Here is a 15250-nt window from a genome sequence, read left to right on the forward strand (position 1 = left end):
GGGCAGGGAAGGCCGCGTCCAGGGCGGTGCGCCGGACGGCGTCGCGGGCACGGGCCGACGGACCGCCGCCGACGCGCGGGGCACGCGGGGGGGGGGGGGGGCGGCCCGGCGGGCGCGGGGGCGCGGGCGGCGCGCGAGGGCGCGCGCGGGGCGCGACACTCCGCCTCCGGCGCACCTCCGTCTCGGTCCCGCTCCGGCCGCCCCCCCGGCCCGTCCGCCCGCGCCCCCCCCCGGGGGCGGGGCCGGGCCGGAGGCACCCCGGGGGCGGTCGGGCGGCCGTCTCGCGACGGGCTTCCGCCGCATACACCTCGTCACTGCGTGCGATCCATCACGTGTGCGGTGCGTCACGATGGTCTGGTCGAGGCCCGGGAGCGTACCCGCGAGACGGCCACGGGAGGACCGCCTCGGGAAGACCGCCTCGCCCATGGGCGAGGCGAGTGTGACCCCGTCAGGTTGGAGCGGGTGGCGGCGAGTCGGGACGGCCGCGCGGGAGAACGGCCCGGCCGTCAGCCCGCGCGCACCGCGTTCTCCGCCCTCGCCTCCCGCTCCGCCTCGGTCGCCGCCCTGGCGGGCCCGCCCAGTGCCGCCTCGGCCGCCGCGTACAGGTCGGCCGGGCGTACTCCGCTCAGCGCGGTGACCAGGTGGCCGTCGGGGCGGACCAGCAGCACGCTGTGCGCGGCCGCCCCGGGGTAGCTCTCGGCCACCAGGAGTTCGGCGGGGTGGGGCAGCGCGGTCACGGCGGCCGCGAGCCGGGGCATGACCCCGGCCGTCACCCAGTGCTTGCGTTCCCACACCCCGGTCCCGGGTGCGATCAGTACGACCAGCAGCACCCCGCGTCCGAGCCGGTCCCGCAGCGGTACGAACGTGCCGTCCTCCGCTGTCACCCGTACGTCGACGACCGGCGCACCGGGCGCCGTGTCCACCGGAGTCTCCGACTCGGAGGGGAGCGGCGCGAGCGGTGAGTCGGCGTACGTCCCCGGCCTGCCCAGCGGGCCGCGTCCCAGGTGCCCGTCCGTCAGCAGGACGTCGTGACCGCGGGCCGATCCCGGCACGTAAGCCCGTAGCCCCCCGCCGCCGCGCAGCAGCGGAAGTGCCTGGTCGGCGGCGCGCAGCCGGGCGGCGACGACGGCACGCCGCTCCACCTGGTAGCTGTCGAGCAGCGCCTCGTGCGGGCCGTGGTGCCAGGCCACCGCCAGCTTCCAGGCGAGGTTGTCGGCGTCCCGCAGGCCCTCGTCCAGCCCTTGGGTGCCGAGCGCGCCGAGCAGGTGCGCGGCGTCCCCGGCCAGGAACACCCGGCCGGACCGCCACCGGCGCGCGAGGCGGTGGTGGACGGTGTGGACGCCGGTGTCGAGAAGTTCGTACGGGGGTGTGGGGCCGCCGCTCCAGCCGGCGAGGGTCTCCCGGATGCGCGTCACCAGCAGATCGGGGGTGACCAGGTCCTTGCCGGGCGGCAGCAGCCAGTCCAGGCGCCACACGACGTCGGCGAGGGGGCGGGCGGTCACCTCGCCGGCCGAGGGGCCCGAGGTCCGCCACGGTGGCATCCGGTGCAGCAATGCCTGGCCCGGCCAGGGAAGTTCTGTCCGCAGCGCCGCCACGGCGTGCCGCTCGACGGCGGTGCGCCCCGGGAAGCGGATGTCCTGGAGCTTGCGCACGGTCGAGCGCGGACCGTCGCAGCCGACGAGGTAACTGCCCCTCCACCAGGTGCCGTTGGAGCCGCGAGTGTGCGCGGTGACGCCCGAGGCCTCCTGCTCGACGGAGACGAGGCGGCTGTCGACGGCGAGCTTGATCAGCCGCTCGTGGGCGATGGCCTCGCGCAGGGCGGCCGTCAGCGTGTGCTGGGCGAGATGCAGCGGGGGCGCGAGCGCTTCGTCGTCCGCGGGTTCTCCCGGGCTCCCGGAGACTCCTGGGCCGACGGAACCCTTCGCGTCGAACGTGATCTCGCGCATCACCTGCTTGCGCCGCATCGACCGCCATCCGGCCCAATGGAAACCGGCGGCGGAGACGGGGAGACCCGTCAGGCGTTCGACGAGCGCGGCGGTGTCCTCGCGCAGTACCACCGTCCGCGCGAGCCGTTGCTCGTCCTTTCCCGGTCCCTCGTCGAGGACCACGGAGGGGACCTCCTGGCGGGCCAGCGCAAGGGCCAGCGCGAGGCCCACGGGCCCCGCGCCGACGATGATCACCGGGTCCACGGCGCGGCGCCCCCTGCCGGCAGCGGTGCCCTGACGGACATGGGTGAACAGGAAGAGGGAGCGGGGTGCACGATCACAGAATGTATGCAACCCAGTGCCGCTGCTTGCGTCAAGTGACGGGGTCCGCCGCACGGCTGAGCGATGATCAGCTGCCACCGGCGGACGGGGGCGGTGTCCCCCGGACGGCGAGCGCGGCGCGGTCCGATCGCCGGGCGGTGCGGGCGGCACACCGGTGTGCCGCCCGCACCCGTGCTGTGGTCACTTCACCGGGTGAGCCGTGTCCCCGTCGGCGGGTCCCGGGGTTCCACCGGCGGCGTCGAGCACTCCCGGCTGTTCGGCCGGCTCGACGGCCGCCGCCACGGCGACCCCGGTCTTCGAGCGGCGACCCCTGCGTTCGATCCACGTCGCGACCGAGGAGAGCGCGAGGCACATCGCGATGTAGATCGCGCCGACGACGATGGTGACCGCCGTGAACGGGTTCTCCCCGTTGACGATGATGTTGTTGGCCATCGTCCGGGTGGCGAACAGAAGCTCCGTGTAGGTGATGACGTAGCCGAGCGAGGTGTCCTTGAGGGTGACCACCAGCTGACTGATCATCGTCGGCAGCATCGAGCGCACCGCCTGCGGCAGCAACAGCGTCGTCATCACCTGGTACTTGCGCAGGCCGAGGGCGTACGCCGCCTCCACCTGGCCCCGGGGCACCGCGTTGATGCCCGCGCGGAAGATCTCGGCCTGCACACTGCCGTTGTAGATGGTCAGGCCGATGACCAGACCCCAGAAGGCGGTGTTGTCGCCGACGGCGCCGAGGTCGTTCTTGTAGGTGAGGAAGACGACCCACAGGGCGTAGATGGTGATGAGGAGCGGGACGGCCCGGAACAGTTCGATGAAGCCGGTCGCGAGCCAGCGGACGGGCCGGTGCTCGGACAGGCGCGCCACGGCGAGGAGCAGCCCCAGCGCCAGGGACAGCACGCCGGCCACGGCGAACACCTTCAGCGTGGTCAGCACACCGTCACGGATGTTGGCGCGCACACCCGCGTTGTTGAAGATGTTCCAGACGTCGGGGTCCAGCTGGTTCTTGGCGTCGAGCCGGTAGACGACGAAGGCGAGCAGGGCGGCCAGGGCCACCGAACCGAGCACCGTGTAGAGGCGGTTGCGCACGCGGGCCTTGGGGCCCGGCGCGTCGTACAGAACGCTCGAAGTCATCGCGCGACCCCCAGACGCCGCTCCAGCAGCCGGAAGAGACCGCTGATCGAGAAGGTGATGACGAGGTAGCCCAGAGCCACCCACAGGAAGATCCAGGTGATGGTGAAGCCCTGGTCGCTCAGCATCTTCTGCACGCCGAACAGCTCGGTGACACTGAACGCGCCCGCGATCGCGGAGTTCTTGGTCAGGGCGATGAAGATCGAGCTGAGCGGAGGGATCACGGTCCGCGTCGCCTGCGGCAGGACGATCAGGCGCAGGGTCTGCGAGAAGCTCATGCCGAGGGAGCGGGCGGCCTCCGCCTGGCCGAGCGGCACCGTGTTGATGCCCGATCGAATGGCCTCGCAGACGAAGGCCGAGGTGTAGAAGCTCAGGGCCAGGAGTGCCTTCATCCACGGGCTCAGACCGGGTACGAAGACGACCGGGACGACGAACCACGCGATGAGGAAGAGAAGCGTCAGGGGTGTGTTGCGGAAGAGGGTGACCCAGGCGGTGCCGAACATCCGCAGCGGAGGCACGGGGGAGACGCGGAACCCGGCGATGATGACACCCAGCACCATCGCGAGGAGACCGCTGGCGAAGGTCAGCAGTACGGTGCCTATGAACCCCTCGCGGAAGTCCGCGAGATGGTCGAGCAAAACGTTCACGGGGAGGTCCTCGTGGCGGTGTACGGGCAGGGAAGGCCGCGTCCAGGGCGGTGCGCCGGACGGCGTCGCGGGCACGGGCCGACGGACCGCCGCCGACGCGCGGGGCACCGGGCCGGCGGACGCCGGCCCGGTCGGCGCCGGCGCGGCGGCGACGGTTCAGCGGCGCGTCAGTAGCGGTTGACGGCCGGCGGCTCCGTGAACGGCGAGCCGGACAGGCCGAGCGTCGCCTCGTACGCCTTCTTGTAGTCGCCGTTCTGCTCGTGCTTCTCCAGCGCGTCGTTGACCGCGTCGCGCAGGGCCTTGTCGTCCTTGTTCATGCCCACGCCGTACGGCTCCTCGGTGAACGGCTGGCCGATCACCTTGAGCTTGGTGGGGCGCTGCGCCGCGTAGCCCTTGAGGATGGCGTCGTCGGTGGTGACGGCGTCGACCTCGTTGTTGAGGAGTTGCTGAACGCACTCGGAGTACTTCGACAGCTCCACCGTCTTGGCACCGTACTTGGGCTTCTTGATCTCCTGGAGCGGAGTCGAGCCCTTGATGGAGCACACGGTCTTGCCCTTGAGCGAGTCGGGGCCGGTGATGCCCTTCTCGTCCTCGCGCACGAGCAGGTCCGCGCCCGCCTTGAAGTACGGGCCGGCGAAGCCGACCTGCTTCTTGCGCTCGTCGTTGATGGTGTACGTGCCGACGTACAGGTCGACCTCGCCCTTGGAGATGGTGGTCTCGCGGACGTTGGAGTCGACGGTCTTGAACTCGATCTGGTCGGGCTTGAACCCGAGGTCCGCGGCGACCATCTTGGCGATCTCGACGTCGAAGCCGGACCGCTTGCCGGTGGTGTCCTCGAAGCCCAGGTACGGCTGGTCGTTCTTGGCGCCGATGACGAGCTTGCCCGCCTGCTGCGCCTTCTTCAGCGTGGCGGAGTCGACCTTCACACCGCTCGCGACGGCGTACGTCGGCACCTTGGGCGCGTTCGCCCCCGTGCTCTCGCCCGCGGGCTTGTCGCCGGCGTTGCCGGACTCCCCGCCACAGGCCGTCAGGGCGAGCGCGAGGGTCGCGAGGACCGCCGCGGAGGCGGACGTGCGGAACTTCATGGTGGACATCCTTCGATTCGGCGGATTCGGCGTTGCGTGGTTCCGGCCGGTCATGGGGGCACCGGCCGGAGGTGGCGCTGAGCCGGTGTCAGTGGTGCAGGATCTTCGAGAGGAAGTCCTTGGCGCGATCGCTGCGCGGGCTGCTGAAGAACTGGTGGGGCGCGGCCTGTTCGACGATGCGGCCGTCCGCCATGAAGACCACGCGGTTCGCGGCCGAACGGGCGAAGCCCATCTCGTGGGTGACGACGATCATGGTCATGCCGTCGCGGGCGAGCTGCTGCATGACCTCGAGCACCTCGTTGATCATCTCGGGGTCGAGCGCCGAGGTCGGCTCGTCGAAGAGCATGACCTTGGGGTCCATCGCCAGCGCCCGCGCGATCGCGACGCGCTGCTGCTGGCCGCCCGAGAGCTGGGCGGGGTACTTGTCCGCCTGCGTGCCCACGCCCACCCGGTCGAGCAGTCCGCGGGCCTTCTCCTCGGCCGCCTTCTTGTCCGCCCTGCGGACCTTGATCTGCCCGAGCATCACGTTCTCGAGCACCGTCTTGTGCGCGAAGAGGTTGAAGGACTGGAAGACCATGCCCACGTCCGCCCGCAGCCGGGCCAGTGCCTTGCCCTCCTCGGGCAGCGGCCTGCCGTCGATCGTGATGTCGCCCGAATCGATCGTCTCCAGGCGGTTGATGGTGCGGCACAGGGTGGACTTCCCGGACCCGGAGGGCCCGATGACCACGACGACCTCGCCACGGGCGATCGTCAGGTCGATGTCCTGGAGCACATGCAACGCGCCGAAGTGCTTGTTGACGCTCTTCAGGACGACCAGGTCCTCGGTCGCGGCCTCGGCATCCTTGGCCACCGATACTTCGGTCATCGCTCTGGGGCTCCGTCCTCCTCGGTTTCGGAGGACAGTAGTGAGCCCGTGCGACCAGCGTCATTACATCTGAGGGGAACTTGAGCATCACGATCGGATAGCAATCGGACACGTGTCGTAGCCGCGCGCGGACGCCCGGTGCGCGCCCGGCGCGCCGCAGGGTACCGGCTGGGTAACGGAAGCCCTCCGCAACCGGAACCCTCTTGACGCCGTCCTTGTCCATCGGCGTGACTTCCAGGGGGCACGCGCGTGTGCCCTAGTTGTACAGACCGGGACTGTTTGACGTTGTACGAAATCGGGACCGCGCGCAGCTCTCCGGGCCGCGACCGCACGACCAAGGACACGAACGAAAGAACCGTGCGAACGAAGCACCGTACGAACGAGGAACCGGGGCGGACGACCGATGGACCGGAGGGGGCCGGAATGAGACTGCTGCTCGTCGAGGACGACAACCACGTCGCCGCGGCCCTGTCCGCGGTGCTGGCGCGTCACGGGTTCGAGGTCACGCACGCCCGCAGCGGCGAGGAGGCCCTGCGGGCACTGGTCCCGGAGAGCGACGGGTTCGGTGTCGTCCTGCTCGACCTGGGCCTGCCCGACCAGGACGGCTACGAGGTCTGCGGGAAGATCCGCAAGCGCACCAGCACCCCGGTGATCATGGTCACGGCCCGCTCCGACGTACGCTCCCGCATCCACGGCCTCAACCTCGGCGCCGACGACTACGTGGTGAAGCCGTACGACACCGGGGAACTGCTCGCCCGTATCCACGCCGTCAGCCGCCGCAGCGTCCCCGACGACACGGGGGCCGCCGGTGACGGCGCCCTGCGGCTCGGCCAGGTCCGCATCGAACTGCCCACCCGTCAGGTCAGCGTGGGCGGTTCGGTCGTCCAGCTGACCCGCAAGGAATTCGACCTGCTCGCGCTGCTCGCCCAGCGGCCCGGCGTGGTCTTCCGCCGGGAACAGATCATCAGCGAGGTCTGGCGCACCAGTTGGGAGGGGACCGGGCGCACCCTGGAGGTGCACGTCGCGTCCCTGCGCTCCAAGCTGCGCATGCCGGCGCTGATCGAGACCGTGCGCGGTGTGGGGTACCGCCTCGTCGCCCCCACGTCGTAGCGTGCACCGTGCGCACCCGCCTGCTCCCCCTGCTCATCGTCCTGATGGCCGCCGTGCTGCTCGCGCTCGGCATCCCGCTCGCCGGGAGCGTCGCGGCCGCCGAGCAGCAGCGGGTGGTCGTCGACCGCATAGACGACACGGCACGCTTCGCCGCGCTCGCGCAGTTCGTCACCGACCAGCCGACCGGTCCCCGGGTGAGCGCGGTCGACGAGCGACGGCAGACCCTGATCAAGGAACTCGCCGCGTACTACGACGTGTACGGCATCCGCACGGGCGTCTTCTACCGCAACCACGCCGTCATGGCCAACGCGCCGGACACCCTGTACCTGCCCGCGGAGGGCGAGGGCCGCGACGCCTTCGACGAGGCGCTCCTCGGCCGCCGCAGCCACGACCCGGAGCAGGTCTGGCCCTGGCAGCGGCACCGGCTCGTCGTCGCCTCGCCGGTCATCCGGGACGGGGACGTCATCGCGGTCGTCGTCACCGACTCGCCCACCGGACAGATGCGTTCGAAGATCCTGCACGGCTGGCTGATCATCGGGGCCGGCGAGATCGCCGCGATGCTCCTCGCCCTCGGCGCGGCACTGCGGCTCACCGGCTGGGTGCTCAGGCCGGTGCGCGTCCTCGACGCCACCACCCACGACATCGCGACCGGCCGCCTGAAGTCCCGGGTGGCCGCCGCCGGCGGGCCGCCGGAACTCAGGCGCCTGGCACGGTCGTTCAACGAGATGGCGGACAACGTCGAGGACGTCCTGGAGCAGCAGCGGGCCTTCGTCGCCGACGCCTCGCACCAACTGCGCAATCCTCTCTCGGCGTTGCTTCTGCGCATCGAACTGCTCGCCCTCGAACTGCCGGAGGGCAACGAGGAGATCGCGTCCGTGCGCACCGAGGGCAAGCGGCTCGCCCAGGTCCTGGACGACCTGCTCGACCTCGCTCTCGCCGAGCACGCCGAAGCGGACCTGCGGCTCACCGACATCGGCGCGCTGACCGCCGAGCGCGTCGCCTCCTGGTCGCCCCTCGCCGACAGCATGGGCGTACGGCTGACCGGGACCTGCCCCGCCACCACCGCCTGGGCCGATCCGGTCACGCTGTCCAGCGCCCTGGACGCGGTGATAGACAACGCCCTGAAGTTCACGCCGGAGGGGGAGGGCGTCGAGGTGGAGGTCTCCTCGAACGGCGAGGTCTCGAAGGTCGTCGTCACCGACCGCGGGCCGGGCCTGAGCGACGAGGAACTCGCCCGTATCGGCGACCGTTTCTGGCGCAGCGCCGGCCATCAGAACATCAAGGGGTCGGGTCTCGGGCTGTCCATCTCGCGGGTCCTGCTCGCGGCCGGCGGCGGCTCCCTCTCGTACGCCCATCACGAACCGCGCGGGCTGAAGGTGACGGTGGCGGTGCCGAGGTCCGAGCCGGCCTGCTGACCCGCGTCCTTCGCCGGCCGGTGTCCCCGGGGCCTACGGCTTGACCGAGCGGTAGTAGCGCCGGGCGCCCTCGTGCAGGGGCAGCGGGTCCGTGTAGATGGCCGTCCGCAGGTCCACCAGCTGGGCCGCGTGCACCTGGGAGCCGATGTGGTCACGGCTGTTGATCACCGTACGGGTGAGCTCCTCCGTCAGCCGCGGGTCCGAGTCCTCGCGGGTGATCAGGAAGTTCGCGACCGCCAGCGTCTGCACGGAGCCGCCCTGCTGCGCCGCGGGATAGGCGTCGGCGGGCATCACGGCGGCCCGGTAGTAGCGGGAGGCGCCGCCCTGCTCGTGCAGCTTCGCGACCAGGTCGCTGCCGATCGGCACCAGCCTGATGTCGAAGTTCTTCGAGAGCTTCTGGACGGCGCTGGTGGGCAGGCCGCCCGACCAGAAGAAGGCGTCGATCCTGTGGTGTTCGAGCAGTTCGGGCATGGTCCCGATGCCGTCGGGGAAGGCCGAGATGTCCTTCCGCGGATCGAGGCCGGCCGCCTGGAGCACGTGCTCGGCTATCAGCCGTACCCCGGAGCCGTCCGGGCCCACGGCGACCTTCTTGCCGCGCAGGTCCGCCACCGACCGGACCGGCGAGGCGCGCGGGACCACCAGGTGCACGTAGTCGTCGTAGAGCCGCGCGCAGCCGCGCAGCCGGCCCGCGCCCGGCTTGTCCTCCAGCAGGTACGTCTCGACGGCGTCGGCCGCGGCGATGGTGAAGTCGGCCTGCCCCGTGGCTACGCGGCGCACGTTCTCCTGCGAGCCGTCGCTGTTCTTCAGGTGCACGTCCAGCCGTGGCATGTCCTTGGCGATCGCGCTCTGAAGGAGCACACCGTACTTCTGGTAGACACCCGTCGGTGTGCCCGTGCTGAAGGTGATCGACCCGCCCGGCGACTCCTCGCCCAGGGGCAGCAGCCACCAGAGCAGCAGCCCGAACACCGCGAACGCGGCCGCCGAGCCGAACAGCGCGCGGCGCCTGCCGATGCGGGGGAGTGCCTGGAACATGCGCGCGATCCTGCCAGCCTGGGGACCCTCCTGGCCAGGGCGGGACGGGCGGCGCGGTGCGGCGGGGTGGGGGCGGCGGGCCGGCCGTAGGCCGGGACGGGACAGGGCGGTGCGGTGCGTGCGACGGACGGAGCACGGTGCGGCGGGTCGGTAGGGTCGGACGATGCAGTCCCCTTCGTCTTCCTCCGCACCGAACCCCTCCCCGGCCTCCGGGGGCTCCGCGGCTCCCGCGGTCTCCCCGGGTGCTGAGGCCTCGCCGGGCACCTCCTCCGCGTCACCCTCGGCCGTTCCCTCGCCCGCCGCCCTGGTCCGCGCGTTCCACCTAGCCTTCGGTCTCGCCGCCCGCAGCACGCCGACGGAGGTCTCCCCGGCGCTCGCCGCCCACCGGGGTGAGCTGCTCGCCGAGGAGGCCGCCGAAGTGGCCGAGGTCTCGGTCACGGGCCCGCTGGACCGGCTGGCGCACGAGCTGGCCGACGTCGTCTACGTGGCGTACGGCACCGCGCTCGTCCACGGCATCGACCTCGACCAGGTGATCGCCGAGGTCCACCGGTCCAACATGACGAAGCTGGGGCCGGACGGCCATGTCACCCGGCGCGCCGACGGCAAGGTCCTCAAGGGGGACCACTACCGCGCGCCTGACGTGACGGCGGTGCTGCGCGAGCAGGGGTGGCGAGGCGCGGACGCGTGAGCCTCCGGCCTGGGACCGGACCCGGTTCGGATTGGGTCGAGATCAGCCCGGATCGAGATCAGACCGGATCCGGTTCAGTTCTGACTCCGGTCAGTCCTGACTCCGCTCAGTGGAGACCGACGTCCAGTCCGGACTCCGTTCAGTCCGGACTCCGTCCGGTGCGGACCGACGCTCAGTCCGGGACGGCCGTCTGCCGGCGTACGCCGTCCTCCCGCTCCGCGCCGGCCTCCGGTGTCGTCCTCCGCTCCGCCTCCACGGGGTGCCCGGTGAGGTCGGCGCGCCGGGGGCCGCCGTACCGGGCGGCGAGGCGTGCCGCCAGCGGCTGCGTGTAGCGGGCGGTGAGCGGGCCGAGTACGACCAGGATCAGCACGTACGCCGTGGCCAGCGGACCGAGTGACGGCTCGATCCCTGCGGTGACCGCGAGCCCGGCGATGACGATGGAGAACTCGCCGCGCGCGACCAGCGCGCCGCCCGCCCGCCACCGCCCCTTGACGGAGATACCGGCCCGCCGCGCGGCCCAGTACCCGGTCGCGATCTTCGTCAGCGCCGTCACCGCGGCCAGCGCCAGCGCGGGCAGCAGCACGGGCGGAATGCTCGCCGGGTCGGTGTGCAGCCCGAAGAAGACGAAGAAGATGGCCGCGAACAGGTCCCGCAGCGGGCTCAGCAGCGTGTGCGCACCCTCCGCGACCTCCCCGGACAGGGCGATGCCCACCAGGAACGCCCCGACCGCGGCGGACACCTGGAGCTGTTGCGCGAGGCCCGCCACGAGGATCGTCAGACCCAGGACGACCAGCAGCAGTTTTTCGGGGTCGTCGCTGGAGACGAAGCGGGAGAGGACGCGGCCGTAGCGGACGGCCACGAACAGGACCAGTCCCGCGGCCCCCAGCGCGATCGCCAGCGTGACGCTGCCGGCGGCCAGTCCCACCCCGGCCACCAGCGCGGTGACGATGGGCAGGTAGACGGCCATCGCCAGGTCCTCCAGGACCAGGATGCTCAGGATCACCGGTGTCTCCCGGTTGCCGACCCGGCCCAGGTCGCCGAGCACCTTGGCGATCACTCCGGACGAGGAGATCCAGGTGACCCCCGCCAGGACCACGGCGGCCACCGGGCCCCAGCCCAGCAGCAGCGCGGCGGCGGCACCCGGCAGCGCGTTGAGCGTGCAGTCGACCAGACCCGACGGATAGTGGGCCTTGAGGTTCGAGACCAGATCGCTCGCCGTGTACTCGAGGCCGAGCATCAGCAGCAACAGGATGACGCCGATCTCGGCGCCGGTGGCGACGAACTCCTCGCTCGCGCCGAGCGGGAGCAGCCCGCCCTCGCCGAAGGCCAGACCGGCCAGCAGATAGAGCGGGATGGGGGAGAACCGCAGCCGGGCCGCGGCACGGCCGAGCAGGCCGAGACAGAGGATGATGGCGCCGAACTCGATCAGTAGGACCGCAGAATGCACGCGCTCACTCCCGTCCGAGTATCGTCGCGGCCCCGTCGACGCCCTCACGGGTGCCGACGACGATCAGGGTGTCCCCGCCCGCCAGCCGGAAGGCCGGAGTGGGTGAGGGGATCGCCTCGGCACGCCGCAGCACCGCCACGACGGAGGCGCCGGTCTCGGTGCGCATCCGGGTCTCGCCGAGCACCCGCCCGTTCCACCACGACGTCGCGGAGATCTCGATGCGCTCGGCGATCAGCCCGAGGTCGGTGGTGTACAGCAGGCTCGGGCTGTGAGGGGTGGGCTTCAGGGCGTTGATCAGCGAGGCCGCCTCACCGCTCGACAGCCGCAGCGACTGCGCGCAGGAGTCGGGGTCGTCGGCCTGGTACACGCTGACCGTGCGGGCGCCGTCGCGGTGCGCCACCACGGACAGGTGGCGCTGTTCACGGGTCACGAGGTCGTACTGCACCCCGATGCCCGGCAGTGGCGTCGCCCGCAGGCGTGGAGCCGACATGATTCTCCCCTTGCTCGTTGCTTGTAGCTCGTTGCTTGTAGCGCGTTGCTTGTCGCTCGTCGCTCGTTGCTCGTCGTGCTGGTCCCGCTCGTCGTCGCAGCCGGGTGCGTCGCGGCCATGTGCGTCACGACCGTCCGCTTCTAGGGCATCGGCGTCCCGTCCGTCGGCGACACGTCCGGCCGCGTCGCGCCCGTCCGCTCCGAGGCTGTCCGGCCCAGGGCGGCCGCGCCGGATCCACCGTGCGCGTCGGCACGATGCGGCCCGCGAAAAAGCCCACCCAAAACGGTCATGCTGCCATCTCGCCGTACCGTTGCGACATGGGTGCTGGCACGGATGGACAGGGCCGCCCGGCTGTTGCGAGGCTGTTGGGGGCGGTGGCACGGTCGCGGGCCGGGAAGGACGGGACGCCCCCTGCGGGACGGCCGGAGGCAGCCGGGCGGAAGCCTGCCGGAAGGGACGGACAGAGGAACGTGTCGCTGTTCCGGCGGATCTTCCTGCTCAACGCCGCGGGTCTGACCGTGGCGACCGCGCTGCTGCTGGGACCGGTCACGGTCTCGACGCCGATCCTTCCCGGCGAGGCACTCGTCGTCGTCCTGGGACTCGCGCTGATGCTCGTCCTCAACGCGGTCGTCCTGCGGATCGGCCTCGCCCCGCTGCAACGGCTGGGCCGGGCCATGGCCACCGCCGACCTCACCCACCCCGGGACCCGGGCGCCGGTCACGGGCCCGGCCGAGGTGGCCGAACTGATCACCACGTACAACACCATGCTCGACCGGTTGGAGACCGAGCGCGCCACCAGTTCCGCCCGCGCGCTGTCCGCGCAGGAGGGCGAACGCCGGCGCGTCTCCCAGGAGCTCCATGACGAGGTCGGCCAGACCCTGACCGCCGTCCTGCTCCAGCTCAAGCGGGTCGCCGACCGGGTGCCCGGAGAGCTGAGGGACGAGGTGAGCCAGGCACAGGAGGCCACCCGCGGCAGCCTGGACGAGATCCGCCGGATCGCCCGCCGGCTGCGCCCGGGTGTGCTGGAGGAGCTCGGACTGCACAGCGCGCTGCGCTCCCTCGCCGGTGAGTTCACCACGCACGGACTGTCCGTGGTCCACCACCTCGACGCCGATCTGCCTCCGCTGAACGACGAGGTCGAACTCGTGGTCTACCGGGTGGCGCAGGAGGCGCTGACCAATACGGCCCGGCACGCGGGCGCCGACCGCGCCGAACTCCGGCTGCGGCGTGTCCCGGACGGCGTCGAACTCCTCGTACGGGACAACGGCAGGGGAGCGGGCCGGGTGCGGGAGGGAGCGGGCATCACCGGGATGCGTGAGCGGGCGCTGCTGGTCGGCGCCGGGTTCTCGCTCGGACCCGCACCCGAGCGGGGCACCGACGTACGGCTGCGCGTCACGACGACCGGCGGGCGTCCGGGGCCGCGTCCGGGCGCAGCCACCGCCACCGGCACCGATGCCGTCACAGACACCGCCACCGGCACCGATGCCGCCACAGACACCGCCACCGTCACCGCTTCCGAGGGAGACCGATGATGTCCGCGCCCGCCGGGAGGCCCACGCGTGTCCTGCTCGCCGACGACCACACCCTCGTGCGCCGCGGTGTGCGGCTCATCCTCGACGGTGAACCCGATCTGAGCGTGGTGGCGGAGGCCGGAGACGGTGCCGAGGCCGTCGCCCTGGCACGCGAGACGGAGGTGGACCTCGCCGTCCTCGACGTCGCGATGCCGCGTATGACCGGTCTGCAGGCGGCCCGTGAACTCTCCCGCCGCCTTCCCGACCTACGCATCCTCATCCTGACGATGTACGACAACGAGCAGTACTTCTTCGAGGCGCTCAAGGCCGGTGCCTGCGGATACGTCCTGAAGTCGGTCGCCGACCGGGACCTGGTCGAGGCGTGCCGGGCGGCGATGCGCGACGAGCCGTTCATCTATCCCGGCGCCGAGACCGCGATCGTACGCACGTACCTCGAACGTCTGCGCCGTGGTGAGGGGCTGCCCGCGCGGGCCGTCACCGACCGGGAGGAGGAGGTGCTGAAGCTGGTCGCCGAGGGGCACACGACGAAGGAGATCGGCGAGCTGCTCTTCATCAGTGCCAAGACGGTGGAGAGCCACCGGGCGAACCTGTTGCAGAAGCTCGGCATGCGGGACCGCCTGGAACTCACCCGGTACGCGATCCGCGCGGGGCTCATCGAGCCGTGATCCGGCGGACGCCGCCTACTCAGCGGACGCCGCCTACTCAGACGCGGGCTGGGTATTCTCGCTCAGGACCCGGACGCCCCGGGGCGTGACGCTTGCCGTATGAGGTCCTCCCCGGAGTCCGCCCGGCGGCCGAGCCCGTTCGCCGATGTCGCGCTGGCCGTCATCCTGCTCGTCGTGGACGCCGTCGCCGCCCTCGTCGCGCTCGTGTCCGGTCTGAACGCGGCCGGGTACGCGTTCTTCGACACGGGCGCCGACCGGGAGGCCGTCAGCGTCGTCGAACCGGTCGTGTACGTCTCGGTCGTCGGCGCACTCGTGCTGGCCTCCGCGCTCGTGTCCCACCGGGGCGGGGCGATCGTCACCACCTGCGTACAGACGCTCGTCGGTGTCGCGCTCGTGCTCGGTGCGGTGGTCGGCCTGAGCGCCGGGCACGGTGGCGGCGGCCGTCCGCCCGCGCCGAGCCCCGGCTACAGCGGTCCGCAGTCGCAGTGCCGGTCCGGCGGCGACACCAGCGAGTGCCTCGGTTCCTGACGGAGGTGACGCCCTGGGCAGCCTTCGGTCACGTGACCGGCCGCATGTCACCGCCGTACACCGTGCGGTAGTCCGGGACGACGATGCGGCTCGCCGGCGACGCCCGGCGCACCTGTGCGACGAACGCGTCCAGGTCCATCGACGGGTCGCGGCGCGGCGGAGCGCTCAGGGGCTCCTCGAAGTTGTCCCAGTGCACGGGCACGACGACCTGGGGCCGGTCCAGGGCCCGCAGCAGCCGGGGAACGTAGTCGTGGGTGGGGGGGGCGGGCCGCCCCCCCCCCCAGGCGGGGGCGGGGGGCCGCCCCCCCCCCCCCCCGGGGTGGGAGTAGCTGGGGCCCCACCGGAACAACCACGGGC

14 protein-coding genes and 1 pseudogene are annotated in these 15250 nt (G+C 71.9%); 6 read left to right on the forward strand and 9 right to left on the reverse strand.

The features are described from left to right. Positions 1-506 precede the first annotated feature (506 nt). The 5 genes from ACFV2J_RS09575 to ACFV2J_RS09595 form a co-directional block, all read right to left on the reverse strand. Complete coding sequence (locus tag ACFV2J_RS09575; RefSeq protein ID WP_385082808.1) at positions 507-2189, reverse strand: FAD-dependent monooxygenase; 1683 nt, start codon at positions 2187-2189, stop codon at positions 507-509. Positions 2190-2447: 258 nt separating this feature from the next. After that, a complete protein-coding gene (locus tag ACFV2J_RS09580; protein ID WP_385088362.1) occupies positions 2448-3392 on the reverse strand; it encodes an amino acid ABC transporter permease in 945 nt (314 codons plus the stop codon). Beyond that, positions 3389-4036, reverse strand: a complete 648-nt coding sequence (locus ACFV2J_RS09585) for an amino acid ABC transporter permease (RefSeq protein WP_385088364.1) — start codon at positions 4034-4036, stop codon at positions 3389-3391. Before ACFV2J_RS09585 ends, ACFV2J_RS09580 begins: the two co-directional genes overlap by 4 nt. Before the next feature lie 167 nt (positions 4037-4203). Next, the gene (locus ACFV2J_RS09590; RefSeq protein WP_385088366.1) at positions 4204-5121 is read right to left on the reverse strand and encodes a glutamate ABC transporter substrate-binding protein; all 918 of its coding nucleotides are present in this window, start codon (positions 5119-5121) and stop codon (positions 4204-4206) included. An 88-nt stretch (positions 5122-5209) separates the two neighbouring features. Continuing rightward, positions 5210-5986, reverse strand: coding sequence for an amino acid ABC transporter ATP-binding protein (locus ACFV2J_RS09595; protein WP_385088368.1), 777 nt, complete (start codon positions 5984-5986; stop codon positions 5210-5212). A gap of 423 nt (positions 5987-6409) precedes the next feature. Between ACFV2J_RS09595 and ACFV2J_RS09600 the strand changes: the two genes are divergently transcribed. After that, positions 6410-7096, forward strand: a complete 687-nt coding sequence (locus tag ACFV2J_RS09600) for a response regulator transcription factor (protein ID WP_385088370.1) — start codon at positions 6410-6412, stop codon at positions 7094-7096. Between the two features lie 8 nt (positions 7097-7104). Beyond that, positions 7105-8511, forward strand: a complete 1407-nt coding sequence (locus ACFV2J_RS09605) for an ATP-binding protein (RefSeq protein WP_385088372.1) — start codon at positions 7105-7107, stop codon at positions 8509-8511. A gap of 33 nt (positions 8512-8544) precedes the next feature. Here the strand turns inward: ACFV2J_RS09605 and ACFV2J_RS09610 are convergent, their stop codons facing one another. Beyond that, entirely contained in the window at positions 8545-9543 is a 999-nt protein-coding gene (locus ACFV2J_RS09610) for a TAXI family TRAP transporter solute-binding subunit (protein WP_385088374.1), read from the reverse strand. 163 nt (positions 9544-9706) lie between these two features. Between ACFV2J_RS09610 and ACFV2J_RS09615 the strand changes: the two genes are divergently transcribed. Then, the gene (locus ACFV2J_RS09615; protein WP_385088376.1) at positions 9707-10231 is read left to right on the forward strand and encodes a MazG nucleotide pyrophosphohydrolase domain-containing protein; all 525 of its coding nucleotides are present in this window, start codon (positions 9707-9709) and stop codon (positions 10229-10231) included. A gap of 172 nt (positions 10232-10403) precedes the next feature. Here the strand turns inward: ACFV2J_RS09615 and ACFV2J_RS09620 are convergent, their stop codons facing one another. Together ACFV2J_RS09620 and ACFV2J_RS09625 are read right to left on the reverse strand one after the other, a co-directional pair. After that, positions 10404-11678 carry a cation:proton antiporter gene (locus ACFV2J_RS09620; RefSeq protein ID WP_385088378.1) on the reverse strand — a complete coding sequence of 425 codons (1275 nt, stop codon included), beginning with the start codon at positions 11676-11678 and terminating at the stop codon, positions 10404-10406. A gap of 4 nt (positions 11679-11682) precedes the next feature. After that, positions 11683-12168: a cation:proton antiporter regulatory subunit gene (locus ACFV2J_RS09625; RefSeq protein WP_385088380.1), complete on the reverse strand. Its 486-nt coding sequence runs from the start codon at positions 12166-12168 to the stop codon at positions 11683-11685. A 470-nt stretch (positions 12169-12638) separates the two neighbouring features. On the opposite strand from ACFV2J_RS09625, the gene ACFV2J_RS09630 reads away from it, so the two are divergent. The 3 genes from ACFV2J_RS09630 to ACFV2J_RS09640 all read left to right on the forward strand — a co-directional run bounded on the left by ACFV2J_RS09630 (position 12639) and on the right by ACFV2J_RS09640 (position 14893). Continuing rightward, positions 12639-13700, forward strand: coding sequence for a histidine kinase (locus ACFV2J_RS09630; protein ID WP_385088382.1), 1062 nt, complete (start codon positions 12639-12641; stop codon positions 13698-13700). After that, positions 13697-14365 (forward strand): response regulator transcription factor, encoded by a 669-nt coding sequence (locus tag ACFV2J_RS09635; protein ID WP_168530541.1) that lies wholly within the window; start codon positions 13697-13699, stop codon positions 14363-14365. Before ACFV2J_RS09630 ends, ACFV2J_RS09635 begins: the two co-directional genes overlap by 4 nt. Before the next feature lie 99 nt (positions 14366-14464). Beyond that, on the forward strand, positions 14465-14893 hold the full coding sequence (locus ACFV2J_RS09640; RefSeq protein ID WP_385088384.1) for a DUF6234 family protein: 429 nt from the start codon (positions 14465-14467) through the stop codon (positions 14891-14893). A 28-nt stretch (positions 14894-14921) separates the two neighbouring features. On the opposite strand, the pseudogene ACFV2J_RS09645 reads toward ACFV2J_RS09640, so the two are convergent. Then, positions 14922-15250, reverse strand: a pseudogene (locus ACFV2J_RS09645) (hypothetical protein); the annotation flags it as partial.

It is taken from the genome of Streptomyces sp. NPDC059668 (genome assembly GCF_042734135.1).
Lineage (GTDB): Bacteria > Actinomycetota > Actinomycetes > Streptomycetales > Streptomycetaceae > Streptomyces.

Coding starts and splice junctions, on each gene's coding strand:
- ACFV2J_RS09640 (WP_385088384.1), top strand. CDS start 14,465: ATGAGGTCCTCCCCGGAGTCCGCCCGGCGGCCGAGCCCGTTCGCCGAT.
- ACFV2J_RS09580 (WP_385088362.1), bottom strand. CDS start 3,392: ATGACTTCGAGCGTTCTGTACGACGCGCCGGGCCCCAAGGCCCGCGTG.
- ACFV2J_RS09635 (WP_168530541.1), top strand. CDS start 13,697: ATGATGTCCGCGCCCGCCGGGAGGCCCACGCGTGTCCTGCTCGCCGAC.
- ACFV2J_RS09590 (WP_385088366.1), bottom strand. CDS start 5,121: ATGAAGTTCCGCACGTCCGCCTCCGCGGCGGTCCTCGCGACCCTCGCG.
- ACFV2J_RS09595 (WP_385088368.1), bottom strand. CDS start 5,986: ATGACCGAAGTATCGGTGGCCAAGGATGCCGAGGCCGCGACCGAGGAC.
- ACFV2J_RS09625 (WP_385088380.1), bottom strand. CDS start 12,168: ATGTCGGCTCCACGCCTGCGGGCGACGCCACTGCCGGGCATCGGGGTG.
- ACFV2J_RS09615 (WP_385088376.1), top strand. CDS start 9,707: ATGCAGTCCCCTTCGTCTTCCTCCGCACCGAACCCCTCCCCGGCCTCC.
- ACFV2J_RS09610 (WP_385088374.1), bottom strand. CDS start 9,543: ATGTTCCAGGCACTCCCCCGCATCGGCAGGCGCCGCGCGCTGTTCGGC.
- ACFV2J_RS09600 (WP_385088370.1), top strand. CDS start 6,410: ATGAGACTGCTGCTCGTCGAGGACGACAACCACGTCGCCGCGGCCCTG.